This window comes from Streptomyces lasiicapitis (genome assembly GCF_014646335.1).
In the GTDB taxonomy this organism is placed as follows: Bacteria; Actinomycetota; Actinomycetes; order Streptomycetales; family Streptomycetaceae; genus Streptomyces; species Streptomyces lasiicapitis.
Genome location: NZ_BMNG01000003.1, coordinates 380,581 through 393,543 on the forward strand (window position 1 = coordinate 380,581; position 12,963 = coordinate 393,543).

General features: G+C 73.6%; 11 protein-coding genes. 4 read left to right on the forward strand and 7 right to left on the reverse strand.

The window, feature by feature from the left end:
* Positions 1–535: 535 nt before the first annotated feature.
* Both IEY91_RS07280 and IEY91_RS07285 read right to left on the reverse strand, forming a co-directional pair.
* The gene (locus IEY91_RS07280) at positions 536–1,939 is read right to left on the reverse strand and encodes an FAD-dependent oxidoreductase (RefSeq protein ID WP_189173283.1); all 1,404 of its coding nucleotides are present in this window, start codon (positions 1,937–1,939) and stop codon (positions 536–538) included.
* 104 nt (positions 1,940–2,043) lie between these two features.
* Positions 2,044–3,150 (reverse strand): DUF4349 domain-containing protein, encoded by a 1,107-nt coding sequence (locus IEY91_RS07285; RefSeq protein WP_189173284.1) that lies wholly within the window; start codon positions 3,148–3,150, stop codon positions 2,044–2,046.
* Between the two features lie 159 nt (positions 3,151–3,309).
* Between IEY91_RS07285 and hemG the strand changes: the two genes are divergently transcribed.
* The 3 genes from hemG to IEY91_RS07300 all read left to right on the forward strand — a co-directional run bounded on the left by hemG (position 3,310) and on the right by IEY91_RS07300 (position 6,051).
* Positions 3,310–4,785: a protoporphyrinogen oxidase gene (hemG, locus tag IEY91_RS07290; RefSeq protein ID WP_189173285.1), complete on the forward strand. Its 1,476-nt coding sequence runs from the start codon at positions 3,310–3,312 to the stop codon at positions 4,783–4,785.
* Between the two features lie 4 nt (positions 4,786–4,789).
* Positions 4,790–5,509 (forward strand): hydrogen peroxide-dependent heme synthase, encoded by a 720-nt coding sequence (hemQ, locus tag IEY91_RS07295; protein WP_030360272.1) that lies wholly within the window; start codon positions 4,790–4,792, stop codon positions 5,507–5,509.
* Positions 5,510–5,676: 167 nt separating this feature from the next.
* Positions 5,677–6,051, forward strand: a complete 375-nt coding sequence (locus tag IEY91_RS07300; RefSeq protein WP_164319381.1) for an RNHCP domain-containing protein — start codon at positions 5,677–5,679, stop codon at positions 6,049–6,051.
* An 88-nt stretch (positions 6,052–6,139) separates the two neighbouring features.
* Here IEY91_RS07300 and IEY91_RS07305 read toward each other — a convergent pair whose 3' ends face one another.
* From IEY91_RS07305 to IEY91_RS07325, 5 genes are all read right to left on the reverse strand, one after another.
* The gene (locus IEY91_RS07305) at positions 6,140–7,792 is read right to left on the reverse strand and encodes an alpha/beta hydrolase (RefSeq protein ID WP_189173286.1); all 1,653 of its coding nucleotides are present in this window, start codon (positions 7,790–7,792) and stop codon (positions 6,140–6,142) included.
* 177 nt (positions 7,793–7,969) lie between these two features.
* Positions 7,970–8,755, reverse strand: coding sequence for a TIGR04222 domain-containing membrane protein (locus IEY91_RS07310; protein ID WP_189173287.1), 786 nt, complete (start codon positions 8,753–8,755; stop codon positions 7,970–7,972).
* A gap of 44 nt (positions 8,756–8,799) precedes the next feature.
* Positions 8,800–9,570 carry a DUF4142 domain-containing protein gene (locus IEY91_RS07315; protein ID WP_189173288.1) on the reverse strand — a complete coding sequence of 257 codons (771 nt, stop codon included), beginning with the start codon at positions 9,568–9,570 and terminating at the stop codon, positions 8,800–8,802.
* 113 nt (positions 9,571–9,683) lie between these two features.
* Positions 9,684–11,183, reverse strand: coding sequence for an MbnB/TglH/ChrH family RiPP precursor modification enzyme (locus IEY91_RS07320; RefSeq protein WP_268240854.1), 1,500 nt, complete (start codon positions 11,181–11,183; stop codon positions 9,684–9,686).
* A 153-nt stretch (positions 11,184–11,336) separates the two neighbouring features.
* On the reverse strand, positions 11,337–12,104 hold the full coding sequence (locus IEY91_RS07325; RefSeq protein ID WP_189173289.1) for a DUF4142 domain-containing protein: 768 nt from the start codon (positions 12,102–12,104) through the stop codon (positions 11,337–11,339).
* Between the two features lie 331 nt (positions 12,105–12,435).
* On the opposite strand from IEY91_RS07325, the gene IEY91_RS07330 reads away from it, so the two are divergent.
* Positions 12,436–12,879 (forward strand): DUF5959 family protein, encoded by a 444-nt coding sequence (locus IEY91_RS07330; protein ID WP_164319371.1) that lies wholly within the window; start codon positions 12,436–12,438, stop codon positions 12,877–12,879.
* Positions 12,880–12,963: the final 84 nt, after the last annotated feature.

Here is a 12,963-nt window from a genome sequence, read left to right on the forward strand (position 1 = left end):
CGGTCCTCCCGTGGGGCCTGTGCCGATTCTGTGAAAAGTGGCGGAAAAGAGCGGGCAACCGTGGGGAGGTGTGTGAGGGGCGTGTGGGGGCGATGGGGGGAGCGTCGGCGCCTCCGGGTGCGCGGCGGAGGCTGTGGCGTGCCCGCTCACGGGGGTTCCGGTTGCCTCGCCGCCGTAGTGCGTGGTGCTTGCACCGGTGGGGCGTGCGCCCGGCGCGTTCCCCTTTCGTCAGTGGACCGGACCAATGGAAGGAATCAGCCACGCCCCAGGGCTTGCCGTACGCCCGACCGGAATGCCGGAAAGCGCGTTCTGACCTGCGTGGAGGGGACGTTCCGGTGGGGTCGGCCGGGGTGGGGATCAGGCCCGGTCGGCCGCCGCGCCCGGCCCTGGTCCGCGTCGTGCTCCGACCCGCCGCGCGCAAGGGGGCAGAGCCCGCCACGGGGTGGGTCGGTCAAGAGCTCGGGTGGGCGGAACCTCGGGCCCCGCCCACCTCAAACCTCAGGCCCCCCAAGCCTCAGGCTCCGCCCACCCCGCCTCAGGCCCCGCCCGCCCGCACCGCCGTCACCGCCTTGCGCGCCGCCACCAGGACCGGGTCCCACACGGGCGAGAACGGCGGCGCGTAGCCGAGGTCGAGTGCCGTCATCTGCTCGACCGTCATACGTGCCGTCAGCGCGACGGCCGCCACGTCGACCCGCTTGGCCGCGCCCTCGCGGCCCACGATCTGGGTGCCGAGCAGCCGGCCCGTGCGGCGTTCGGCGAGCATCTTCACCGTCATCAGGGCCGCCCCGGGGTAGTACCCGGCGCGGCTCGTGGACTCGATGGTCACCGTCACGTACTGCAGGCCCGCCGCCCGCGCGTCCTTCTCGCGCAGGCCCGTGCGCGCGATCTCCAGGTCGCAGACCTTGCTCACGGCGGTGCCGACCACGCCCGGGAACGTCGCGTAACCGCCGCCCACGTTCGAGCCGATGACCTGCCCGTGCTTGTTGGCGTGGGTGCCGAGCGCGATGTGCCGTTCGCGGCCCGAGACCAGGTCGAGGACCTCCACGCAGTCGCCGCCCGCCCAGATCGCCCCGTCCGCGACCGGCCCGCGCACCCGCATCGCGAGGTCGGTGAGCAGCCCGCCGTGCTCCCCGAGCGGAAGGCCCGCGGCACGGGCGAGGGCCGTCTCGGGACGTACGCCGATCCCGAGCACCACCACGTCCGCCGGGAACTCGCGGTCCTCGGTGGCCACGGCGCGGGCCCGCCCGTCGTCCCCGGTGAGGATCTTGGTGACCTCGGCGTCGTTCACCATCGCGATGCCCATGCCGGTCATCGCCTCGTGGACCAGGCGGCCCATGTCCGGGTCGAGCGTGGACATCGGCTCCTTGCCGCGGTTGACGACCGTGACCTCGTAACCGCGGTGGACAAGCGCCTCCGCCATCTCGACGCCGATGTAGCCCGCGCCGATCACGACGGCCCGGCGGCCCTCCGCCTTCCCCGCCGTCTCCATCTCGGCGAGCGTGTCGAGCAGTGCCTGGCCGTCGTCCAGGGTCTGTACGCCGTGTACGCCCGGAGCGTCGATGCCCGGCAGGTCCGGGCGCAGCGGCCGGGCACCGGTGGCGATCACGAGCTTGTCGTACGCGGTCCACTCCTCCGCGCCCGAGGCGAGGTCCCGCGAGCGCACCCGCCGCTCCCGCGGGTCGATCTCGACGACTTCGGTTCGCATCCGCACATCGATGGCGCGCTCCCGGTGCGCCTCGGGCGTCCGCGCGATCAGGTCGTCCCGTTCCTCGACGTCGCCGCCCACCCAGTACGGGATGCCGCACGCCGAGAAGGAGGTGAAGCTGCCGCGCTCGAAGGCGACGATCTCCAGTTCCCCGGGCTTCCTCAGCCTGCGCGCCTGCGACGCGGCCGACATGCCGGCCGCGTCCCCTCCGATGACCACCAGTCGTTCACTCATGCGGACACGCTACGGGGCGGGGGCAGTTCGGTCCTGTCAGGACCTAGGAGCCCCGGTGCCGCCCCCAGCACGGCACCGGGACCCGGACCTGCCACCGCCCCTGCTCATGAGCCGTCCGGCGACTTCGGGTCGCCCGGCCCCTTCTGCGCGCGCGGAGCGACGGCGGCCGTACCGCTCACGGGCGCCGCCCCCGCCGCTCCGACCGCGGACACGGCCCCCGTCCGCCGCGCCATCCGCGGCCGTACCACCCGCAGCCATCCAAGGACCAGCAGCGCCGCGATCGCCGCGAACGGCAGGACCGCCGCGAGCGCGACCGCCACCCACCGCAGCGTCGTCACGAACGCGTCCCACCCGCCGGACAGCGCGCCCGCCAACGTCGGGTCGTCGTCACCGTCGTCCCCGCGCTCGCCCTGCGGCGACTCCGTGAGCGTCAGCGTGATGGTGGCCATCGCCGTACGGTCCCTGAGCGAGGACTGCTGCGCGAGCAGCGACTCCAGGTCCGCCTGACGGCTGCTCAACTCGCCCTCCAGGGACACGATGTCGCTGATCTTCGTGGCCTTGTCCATCAGCGCCCGCACCCGCGCCACGCTCGCCCGCTGCGTCTTGATGCGGCTCTCCACGTCCACGACCTGCTCGGTGACGTCCTCGGCCTTGGCGTTGCGGCTGATGAGCCTGCCCGTGCCCGCCAGGTCGGAAAGCACCTGCCCGTAGCGGTCCTGCGGGACGCGCAGCGCGACGCGGGAACGGTCGTGGCCGCGCCGGTCGCGGTCGGTGGACTCGCTGCCGACCAGGCCGCCCGCGCCCTCGGCGGTCGTGCGCGCCTGATCCAGGGCCTTCGGCACGTCCTTGACGCGCACCGTGAGCGACGCGGTGCGGATGACGTGGGAGTCCGTGGTGCGCGAAGGGCCCTCCGGATTACGGGACTTGGCGTTGTCGCGGGCCTTGCTGTCGGCCTTGGCGCCGCCCTCGGGCCGGTCGGCCCGCCTGTCGCCGTCGGAGAGTTCGGCGCTGTCGCGCCCGGCCTCGGGTCCGGCCGCCGCGGCCTTCCCGCTGTCCCCACCGGCGTCGTCGTCGCCGCCCGCGCTGCACCCGGCGAGCGCGAGCGCCGCGGTGAGCAGCAGGGCGGCGAGCACGGCGAGCGGTGCGCGCCGCCGCGTCCGCCCGCGGCGTGCGCCCGTACCCCCTGGCTCCGACGTCCTTGACGCGTGCATCGGCGTACCCCCGAGTGTCGTGGTGAGTGTGCTCCTACGACGCCGGACCCGGCCGGAGTGTTCGGTCCCGGTGGTCCCGATGCGGTCCCGGCACGGTCACGGGGAGGACTCGTCCGGACGCCGTGCGGGGCTTTGGTGGGGGTCTGAGACAGTGGGGATATGCGCGCAGCGGACACACGTACGGGTACGGACACCGGCGGCCTCGGGCACGTCGTCGTCATCGGCGGGGGCATCGCGGGACTGGCCGCCGCGCACCGATTGCTCGGGGCCGGAGCGCGGGTCACCGTCCTGGAGGCGTCCCACCGGCTCGGCGGGAAGCTGCACGCCGGTGAGATCGCCGGGGTGCGCGTCGACCTCGGCGCCGAGTCGATGCTGGCCCGCAGGCCGGAGGCGGTCGCCCTGGCCCGCGAGGTCGGCCTCGGCGACCGGCTTCAGCCACCGGCGACGGCGAGCGCCGCGATCTGGACCCGCGGGGCGCTGCGGCCCATGCCCAAGGGCCACGTCATGGGCGTGCCCGGCGACGCGTCCGCCGTCGCCGGGGTGCTCTCCGACGAGGGCCTGCGCCGCATCGAGGAGGACCGCGAACTGCCGCCCACCGAGGTCGGCGACGACATCGCGGTCGGGGAGTACGTCGCCCGGCGGGTCGGCCGCGAGGTCGTCGACCGCCTGGTGGAGCCCCTGCTCGGCGGGGTGTACGCCGGTGACGCGTACCGCATCTCGATGCGCTCCGCCGTCCCGCAGCTCTACGAGGCCGCCCGCACCCACACCTCCCTCACCGAGGGCGTCCGCGACATCCAGGCGCGGGCCGCCGCGAGCCGGCAGACCGGACCGGTCTTCATGGGCATCGACGGCGGCATCGGCCAACTGCCGCTCGCCGTCGCGGAGTCGGTGCGGGCGCGGGGCGGCGAGATCCTGCTGGGCTGCGCGGCCCACGGGCTGCGCCGGGTCGAGGACGGCTGGGAGGTGTACGTCGAGGACTGGGACCTGGAGGCCGACGCCGTCGTCCTCGCCGTGCCCGCCCCGCACGCCGCCCGCCTCCTGGAGCACGACGCCCCCGGCGCCGCGGCCGAGCTGCGCGCCGTCGAGTACGCCTCCATGGCGCTGATCACCCTCGCCTACCGCCGGGCCGACGTGGGCGCGCTGCCCGACGGCAGCGGCTTCCTCGTGCCGCCGGTGGACGGGCGCACCATCAAGGCCTCCACGTTCGCGAGCCAGAAGTGGGGGTGGATCGCGGAGCAGGACCCGGACCTCTTCGTGCTGCGTACGTCCGTCGGTCGGTACGGCGACGAGAAGGACCTGGGCCGTCCGGACGGCGAGCTCGTCGACATCTCGCGGCGGGACCTGCGCGCGGCCACCGGCCTGGAAGCCGCGCCCGTCGCCTCGGCCGTCACCCGCTGGGACGGCGGCCTGCCCCAGTACCCCGTCGGCCACCACGCGCGCGTGGCCCGTATCCGTGAGCAGGTGGGGCGGGTGCCGGGCCTCGCGGTCTGCGGGGCGGCGTACGACGGAGTGGGCATCCCCGCCTGCGTCGCCAGCGCGAACGCGGCCGTGGACCAGCTCACCGGGGACCTTTCCGCCGTGCGCGAGCTCACCGCCAACCCGGTGCAGAGTCTGCACGGCGGCGCGGGAGAATAGCCGCATGAGTGACGACGCCCCCGCCAAGATCCCGAACGCCGGCAAGAAGGCCAAGGACCTCAACGAGGTCATCCGCTACACGCTGTGGTCCGTCTTCAAGCTGCGCGACGTCCTGCCCGAGAGCCGCCTCGGGTACGCGGACGAGGTCCAGGAGCTGTTCGACAAGCTCGCGGCCCGTGACATCACCGTCCGCGGCACGTACGACGTCTCCGGCCTGCGCGCCGACGCCGACGTCATGATCTGGTGGCACGCGGAGACCGCCGACGAGCTGCAGGAGGCGTACAACCTCTTCCGCCGCACGAAGCTCGGCCGCGCCCTGGAGCCGGTCTGGTCGAACATGGCGCTGCACCGCCCCGCCGAGTTCAACAAGTCGCACATCCCGGCGTTCCTCGCCGACGAGACGCCCCGCGACTACGTGAGCGTCTACCCCTTCGTGCGCTCCTACGACTGGTACCTGCTGCCCGACGAGGACCGCCGCCGCATGCTCAAGGACCACGGCATGATGGCCCGTGGCTACCCGGACGTGCGGGCCAACACGGTCGCCTCGTTCTCGCTCGGCGACTACGAGTGGCTGCTCGCCTTCGAGGCCGACGAGCTGTACCGCATCGTCGACCTGATGCGGCACCTGCGCGCCTCCGAGGCCCGCATGCACGTCCGCGAAGAGGTGCCGTTCTACACCGGGCGCCGCAAGTCCGTGGCGGACCTGGTGGCGGGTCTCGCGTAGCCGGTAATTCGGTTGCCACGCCCGCGCGGTGCGGGTTTCATCGAGAGGTCGGGCCGACTGGGGCCCGGCCTCTCGTGCGTGGACAGAAAGCCGGTGTTGTATGCCCAGGGCCCTGCGGAATCTCTCGAATTCACCCCATTCCGCATCGCTCAGGAGTCACCTCTCCCATGTCACGCAACACCTCTCGGCGGGCGCGCACTGAAGCACGCGCCCAGTCCTTCCGCTGCCTGCACTGCGGCCTCGACGTCTCGATGACCGCCCCCGGCACCGACCACCGCAACCACTGCCCCAACTGCCTCTGGAGCCGTCACCTCGACGACACCCCCGGCGACCGGGCGGCGGACTGCGGAGCCAGGATGGAACCCCTCGCCATCTCCGTACGAGGAGACGGCGAGTGGGTCCTCGTCCACCGCTGCACCCACTGCGGCGTCCTGCACGCGAATCGCACCGCGGGCGACGACAACGCGCTGCCGCTCACCCGGCTCGCGGTGCGTCCTCTGGCGCAGTCGCCTTTTCCGCTGGAGAGGCTCGGCATGCTCTGAGTCCGGAATCTGCGGGTCCGTTGTGGCTGGTCGCGCCCACGCGGCAGAGCCGCATATGGACACAGTCCCGCGCCCCTTCGGGGCGCTGCTAGAGCGCCTTGGGCAGATCCGCCGCCCGCGCCCCCGACAGCGGTTCCGGCTCCCGGTGCGGCGCGCACGCCGCGCGTCGTACCGGGAGCCTGCCCTCCAGGAGATACGCGTCCAGGTGGCCGTTGACGCACGCGTTGGACCCGCCGCCGATGCCGTGGGTGCCCGCGGCCTCCTCCGTCACCAGGACTGATCCGGCGAGCCTGCCCTGCAGCTCCAGGGCGCCCTTGTACGGCGTCGCCGCGTCCCTCTCGGCGGCCAGGATCAAGGTCGGCGGCAGCGCGCCCTTGGCGGTGCGCACGGCGCGCACGTCTACGGGGCGCTGCCGCGGCGCGGGCCAGTACGCGCAGGGAAGGTTCATCCAGGCGTTGTCCCAGGTCTCGAACGGCGCGACGCGCGCGAGCCGGGAGTTGTCGCGGTCCCAGGTACGGAAGTCCGTGGGCCAGGCGGCGTCGTTGCACTGGACCGCGGTGTAGACGGCGTTGCCGTTCTCCTCCTCGGCGGCCGCCATCGGCTGCGGCGCGGCCTGCTCGACCAGCGGCTTCGGGTTGCCCTTCAGATACTGCGACAGGGCTGTGGCCCGCATCGGCCAGTAGTCGTCGTAGTACGCCGCCTTCAGGAACGCCGACTGCAGCTGCGCCGTGCCGACCTTGCCGCCCGCGGGCTTGTGCGTGAGCTCCGCGCGGACCGTCTCGTACGACCGCGCGACCTCCTCGGGCGTCGCGCCCAGGCCGTACGTCCTGTCGTGCTTGGCGACCCAGGCGCGGAAGTCCGCCCAGCGCCGCTCGAACGCGAAGGACTGGTCGAGGTTGTTGGCGTACCAGACCTGCTTCGGCGCCGGATTGACCGCCGAGTCGAAGACCATGCGGCGTACGTGGGAGGGGAACAGCGTCGCGTACACGGCGCCGAAGTACGTGCCGTACGAGGCGCCCATGAACGTCAGCTTCCGCTCGCCGAGGGCGGCGCGCAGCACGTCCAGGTCACGGGCGTTGTTGAGGGTGGTGTAGTGGCGCAGGTCAGGGCCCGCGTGCCGGGCGCAGCCGCGCGCGTAGGCCTGCGCCCGCGCGATGCGTTCCGCCTTGTACGCGGCGTCGGGCCTGCTCGGGGAGTTGGTGGGCGCCTTGGTGAACTGCTTGGGGTCCTGGCAGGTGAGCGGCGCGGAGCGGCCCACCCCGCGCGGGGCGTAGCCGACGAGGTCGTACGCCGCCGCGACGCGCCGCCACTCCGGCATCGGGCCGACCATCGGGAAGTACATCCCGGACGCGCCGGGCCCGCCAGGGTTGAAGACAAGCGCGCCCTGCCGCGCGACCTTCTTGCCGTCCACCTCGCGCGTGGCCTCGACGCGGCTGACGGTGAGCTGGATCTGCTTGCCGTCGGGCCGCGCGTAGTCGAGGGGGACCGTGACCGTGCCGCACCTCACGGACGGCGGCAGGTTCTCCGCCTCGGGGCAGGGGGCGAAGCGGATGCCGGCGGTCTGGGCGCGCTGGGCGGCGAGTGCGGTGCCGAGGGCCTCAGGGGTGGGGGCGGTGGGCGCGGTGGGGGCGGCGGCGCCCGCGGGCGCGACGGCCAGGGCGGTCAGGGAGGTCAGGACGAGGGATCCGACGGTTCCGACGGTCCTGTACCGGGCTGCTGCTGCTGAGGCTCTGGCTCTCATCGCTGTTCTGGGTCCCTTTCGCATGCGCACGGCTCAGGCCAAGCGGTTCAAGCGAAGTGCGTAAATCACACAAATCGCAGTGAAAGGGATGTTCAGTTCGAAGATCGGCAAAGTAAAGGACCGGGCCGCCGGTGTCGGATCAATGACCCCCATGGCGCTCGCGGGTTGCGGCGGCGCTCAGTCGCTGCCGCCGCGCGACTCCCGGTAGCCGTCGACGTTCGGGTCCCGGTGCGAGAGCGCGGCGCGCAGGGCCGGGTCGTCCAGGGCGCGCAGGCCGCGTACCGCCACCGAGGTCAGGTCGTCGCGCGAGGGCAGCGCGCCGAGCAGCCGCTGCCCCGCCGGGGAGGCCCAGCGCGTCGCGGGCACCTCGAACCGGGCGATGGCGAGGCAGCTCAGGGTGAGGAAGAACGGCAGCGCGAACCACACCGCGACCGGCGTCTCCCCTTCACCGCCCTGCCCCGGGAGCAACGTCGCGCACACCCCGAGCGCCGCCACGGCGACCGCCGCCGCCCGCACCTGCCGGGCCGCGCCCGCGATCCCCGACCAGGCCCCGTCCGGCACGGCGAGGCCCGCCGCGACAAGCCGGTCCGCCAGCGCCCGCACGGAGTCCGCGGCCGCCGCGGCCCGGCGCACCGGCGCTATCCGCGACTGCCCCGCGGGCCCGATCGCACCGAGCACCGTTCGCTCCATGTCGTCCCCGGCCACCGGGTCCACCACGGTCGCCCACCCCGTGTGCGCGAGCAGCAGCCGCCGCCCCCGCGCCATCGAGAGCAGCGCCACGTCCGCGACCCGCCCGGGACCACCGGACAGGAACGCCGCCTCGTAGAGCGTGAGTTGCCGCGCCGTCTTCTGCTTGCGCTCCCTCGCCTCGACGGCGGCGGCCTGCATCGCGGCCAGACACAGCCGTCCGCAGGACAGCGCGGCGAGAGCACAGGCGAGGAGCAGCAGCGGTACCCAGAACATGCCGGATTTCTATGTGAAGGCGGTGTGACCGCGCCACAGGGATTTCACGATGTGGACGGACGCGGGTTCGGCCGTGAGACGGGCGGCGGCAGGGGGAACGTGAACGAGGGGGTGGCGGTTGCGGACGCCGGGGGAGCGGTCGGCGGGGAGTCCTGCGGGCCCGGCGGGGCGGGGGAGCGGGTCGGCGGGCGCGGATCGGCGGAGGCGGCGTCGCGTGCCAGACCGTCGAAGTCGACCAGGCCCGTGGCCTCCAGGACCTGGATGTGGTCGAGGACCGTGGTGTTCGCGTCGTCGGCGAGGGCGCGCACCAGCGAGTTGCGGGTGGTGGCGCGGACCTCGGCGACCAGCGAGAAGACCTTGCCGTGGGCGCGCCGCAGGATGTTCGCGAACCTCTCGTCGTACGCCGCGCCGCGCGCCGCGCTCAGCTCGTCCAGCCAGCGGCGCTGCTGGGCGCTCGGCTGGCTCGGCAGCTCCAGGCGCAGCGCGGCGGCGACCTCGCGCACCCGCGCGTCCAGGAAGGTGTGCCCCTCCACCAGGTGCTTGCCCGCCGTGTGCACGGCCCGCGTGGTGCCGCGCTCCCCGGCCTGCTGGCCCGCGGGCAGCTCCCACAGGCCGGCGAGGCGCACCTTGGTGATGAAGTCCCGGTCGAGCGCGGACAGCGGCCCGAACCGGGTCGACACGCTCTGCGAGGTCAGCGCGTCGAGCTGGGTGCCGGACCGGTCCTCGTACGACCAGACCGGATAGATCAGCGCGGCGAGCGTGGCGAGGAGCCCCACCAGGACGAGGCCGCTGCCGCTGATGATTCGGGATCGCATCACGCCTCCTGTCGCGCCACCGCACGCTAGTGCGCGGCACGGACGGGACGGCGGGCTTATCGGGCGGAGTACGACAGAGTGCGTCGGCGTATCTACGGAACCGGAGGGTCGCGTTACGTCGCCGGTGCGGGGTCGGCGTCCACGACGCCGTGGTCGTGGTGGGCGGGGTGCGCGGGCAGGCCCGGCCCGGGGTGGCCGGGTGTCCGCCGCCGTGCCCGGCGCAGCGCGAGGCGTGCCGTGCGCGTGCGCAGCCAGCGCGTGAAGGGTCGGCCTTCGAGCGGTGCCGGGCCCGAGCGCTCCAGCCACCAGGCCGTGAGCGTGCCGCGCGCCTCGGGGTCCTCGGGCCGCCCGGCGAGCAGCAGGTGTTCGGCGAAGTCCAGGGCGTCCCTGCGGTAGCCGCCCGTCATGGGGCGGGTGCGTGCGTACGCGAAGAACGCGAGGCGGTAGCCGTCGCCGAGGATCGTCGGCAGCTCCGGGGCGACCTTCGCCACGACGTCCGCCCGCTTGGCGGTCAGCGCCCGGCTCTGCACCCGCAGCCGCGCCCCGTCGAAGCCCTCGGGTGCGGGGGTTCCGGCGACGAGGGCGGAGAGGAGTGCGGCCTGCGAGAGGGCCACGCGCTGGCGGGTCTCGGGGGCATCAGGGGCGGCGGCCGTCTTCGGGGGTGCCGTGGAGGCCTGGGAGGTGGTGAAAGCCTTCGGTGAGGCCGACGCCACCGTCTCCCTGATCGCGTCCAACTCCCGTTCCAGCTCGCCCTCTTCGGGGAAGTTCTCGTCCCGCTCCAGGAGCACGCCCGGCGGGCGGGTGCGCGCGGCGAGGCCGGCGAGGATGTCGAGGACGGGCCGGGGCACCGGGTGGGCGTGGCTGTCGTGCCAGACGCCGTCCCGCTCGAAGCCGCCCGCCACGTGGACGTACGCGATCGCCTCGACGGGCAGCTCGTCCAGGGCGCGGGCCGGGTCCTCGCCGCGGTTGACGTGGTTGGTGTGCAGGTTGGCGACGTCGATGAGCAGCCGTACGCCGGTCCGCTCCACCAGCTCGTACAGGAACTGCCCCTCCGTCATCTCCTCGCCGGGCCAGGAGATGAGGGCGGCGATGTTCTCGACGGCCAGCGGCACCGGCAGCGCGTCCTGGGCGATGCGGACGTTCTCGCACAGTACGGCCAGGGCGTCGCGGGTGCGCGGCACGGGCAGCAGGTGCCCCGCTTCGAGGTGCTGCGACGCGGTGAGCGCGCCCCCGGCCCGTACGAACGCGATGTGCTCGGTGACCAGCGGCGAGCCGAGCGCCTCGGCCCGCTCGGCAAGCGCGGTGAGGCGGGCCTGGTCCGGGCGCTCGGCGCCGCCGAGCCCCAGCGAGACGCCGTGCGGCACGACCGTCACGCCGCGTTCGCGCAGCCGTACCAGCGAGTCCGGGAGGTGCCCCGGGCACACGTTCTCCGCGACGGCCTCGACCCAGTCGATGCCGGGCATGCGCTCCACGGCGTCCGCGATCTCCGGCCGCCATCCGATCCCCGTGCCGAGCTGTGCGGCGGTCGCGCCGAGCCGCTCCGCAGTCGTGCCGAGCTGTGCCGCGGCGGTGCCCTGCGGCCTTGTACGTGTTTCAGTCCCCCGTGCGGTCATGTTCCCGTCCCCCTGATCGCTGTTGGTGCCGTTCCGGCCGTGTGTGACGCCCTTGTCGCCGGCCCTCCCGTCCGCTTCCACCGTGCGTTTCGACGTACCGGGAGTCATGACCGCGCAAGACCGGGACGAACCCCCTGATCAGCGGGTTCAGAGCTACATTTGAGGTTCGGGCCGGTCCGTGTTGACGGTACCGGGCGGGGCCGGGGAGGGCCGTGACGTGCCCGAGACGTCGCCCGTGGGGCCCGCGGGGTCGGGCTGCGGGGGCGCGTCGCCGCCGGGCGGCGGGGGGCCTGTCGGGCTGGCGGTGGAGTTCCCGGCGGCGCCGTTGGCGATGGAGTCGTAGTCGACGAAGCCGGTGTTCTCGAGCATGGTGATGTGGTCGAGGACGGTCTGGTTGGCGTCGGTCGCCAGTTGCCGCACGAGCGTGTTGCGGGTGGTGTCGCGCACCTGGGCGACGAGGGCGAAGACCTTGCCGTGCGCGACGCGGAGCAGATTCGCGAACTTGCGCTGGTACGTCTCGCCGTCGGCCTCCGTCAACTCCCGCAGCCAGCCCTGCTGTTGGGCGTTCGGCTGGTTCGGCAGCTCGACGCCGAGCTGGGAGGCGACGCCGCGCACCCGCTCGTCGAGGTCGGCGTGGCCGACGATGAGGTGGTCGCCCGCGTCCTTGATGGCCTTGCTCGGCGCGCGCTCCACGGCCTGCTGCCCCGCGGGTATCTCCCACAGTCCCGCGAGCCGCACCCGTACGAGGAAGTCCCGGTCGGTTGCCGAGAGGGGCCCCCAACGCGTGGCCACACTCCCGGCGTTGAGGTTCGCCTCGCCGGTGCCGGAGCGGTCGGCGTAGGACCACACCGGGAAGGCGAGCGCGCCGACGGTGACGACGAGGGCCGCGATGATCAGGGCGGTGCCGTTCACACGCCCCATGTGCCTGATGCGCAAAGTGCCTCCCGAGCCGTAACCCGGCCGTGGGCCGAGCCACTTGGTGGTACCGGAAGGTACGGGAGCGGCGGGGGTGATGTTCAGCGGTGTGAAGGTTGTGTGACCGGGCTCACGCGGCCGGGGGGTGTGGCGGGGTGCCCGGGGTGGTGGGGGCGCTGGGGGCCTCGGCACTGTCAGTGGTCTCGACTAGGGTCCGGGGGACACGATCGCAAGCGGTGCCGCCGGGGCGGGCCGCGCGCACGGGGGCGTGAGGAACGTGACGGTGCGCGGGGGCTGTTCGACCGGGCGGTGCGGCACACGGGGAACTGGAGGGGCCATGGCGTCCGAGGAGCCGATCGACCTGATCCGCCTGGAGGGCGAGGACAACAGCGTGATCGTCCGGATCACCGGGAAGCGCCCCGCGCCGGGGCGCTCGGGGGCCGACGAGCTGGTCGGCGAGATCCTCGTCGACACCGCTTTCGTACGGGGCACGCTCGCCACGTCGGTGTCCCCGGAGGACCTCACCGAGTGGCGCGCGACCCTCGACACCCTCGACGGCGGCGACGACACCACCTGGCGCGAGGGCCGCCGCACCCCCGAACTCTCGGTGGAACTGGACCCGGACGGCGAGCGCGCCCACGTAACGGTCGCGGACCACACGATGTCCCTGACGACGGTGACGGTGACCGTCCTGCTCACGGACGAGTGGTTCGACGAGGCGTACGACAGGCTCGACGAGACGCTGCGGGCCTGGCCGGTGGAGGGGGCGCTCCAGGGCTGAGAGGGCGCGGCGGGCTCTGTGTCACGGCTCGGCCACGATGCGTGCGCACGCCGAACCGGGCGGCCGTCACGGTCACCGAGACCG

Excerpts from the sequence above, each read along its gene's own strand:
- hemG (WP_189173285.1), top strand. The coding sequence starts at position 3,310 with ATGCGCGCAGCGGACACACGTACGGGTACGGACACCGGCGGCCTCGGG.
- hemQ (WP_030360272.1), top strand. The coding sequence starts at position 4,790 with ATGAGTGACGACGCCCCCGCCAAGATCCCGAACGCCGGCAAGAAGGCC.
- IEY91_RS07305 (WP_189173286.1), bottom strand. The coding sequence starts at position 7,792 with ATGAGAGCCAGAGCCTCAGCAGCAGCAGCCCGGTACAGGACCGTCGGA.
- IEY91_RS07280 (WP_189173283.1), bottom strand. The coding sequence starts at position 1,939 with ATGAGTGAACGACTGGTGGTCATCGGAGGGGACGCGGCCGGCATGTCG.
- IEY91_RS07285 (WP_189173284.1), bottom strand. The coding sequence starts at position 3,150 with ATGCACGCGTCAAGGACGTCGGAGCCAGGGGGTACGGGCGCACGCCGC.
- IEY91_RS07330 (WP_164319371.1), top strand. The coding sequence starts at position 12,436 with ATGGCGTCCGAGGAGCCGATCGACCTGATCCGCCTGGAGGGCGAGGAC.
- IEY91_RS07300 (WP_164319381.1), top strand. The coding sequence starts at position 5,677 with ATGTCACGCAACACCTCTCGGCGGGCGCGCACTGAAGCACGCGCCCAG.
- IEY91_RS07325 (WP_189173289.1), bottom strand. The coding sequence starts at position 12,104 with ATGGGGCGTGTGAACGGCACCGCCCTGATCATCGCGGCCCTCGTCGTC.
- IEY91_RS07315 (WP_189173288.1), bottom strand. The coding sequence starts at position 9,570 with ATGCGATCCCGAATCATCAGCGGCAGCGGCCTCGTCCTGGTGGGGCTC.
- IEY91_RS07310 (WP_189173287.1), bottom strand. The coding sequence starts at position 8,755 with ATGTTCTGGGTACCGCTGCTGCTCCTCGCCTGTGCTCTCGCCGCGCTG.
- IEY91_RS07320 (WP_268240854.1), bottom strand. The coding sequence starts at position 11,183 with ATGACCGCACGGGGGACTGAAACACGTACAAGGCCGCAGGGCACCGCC.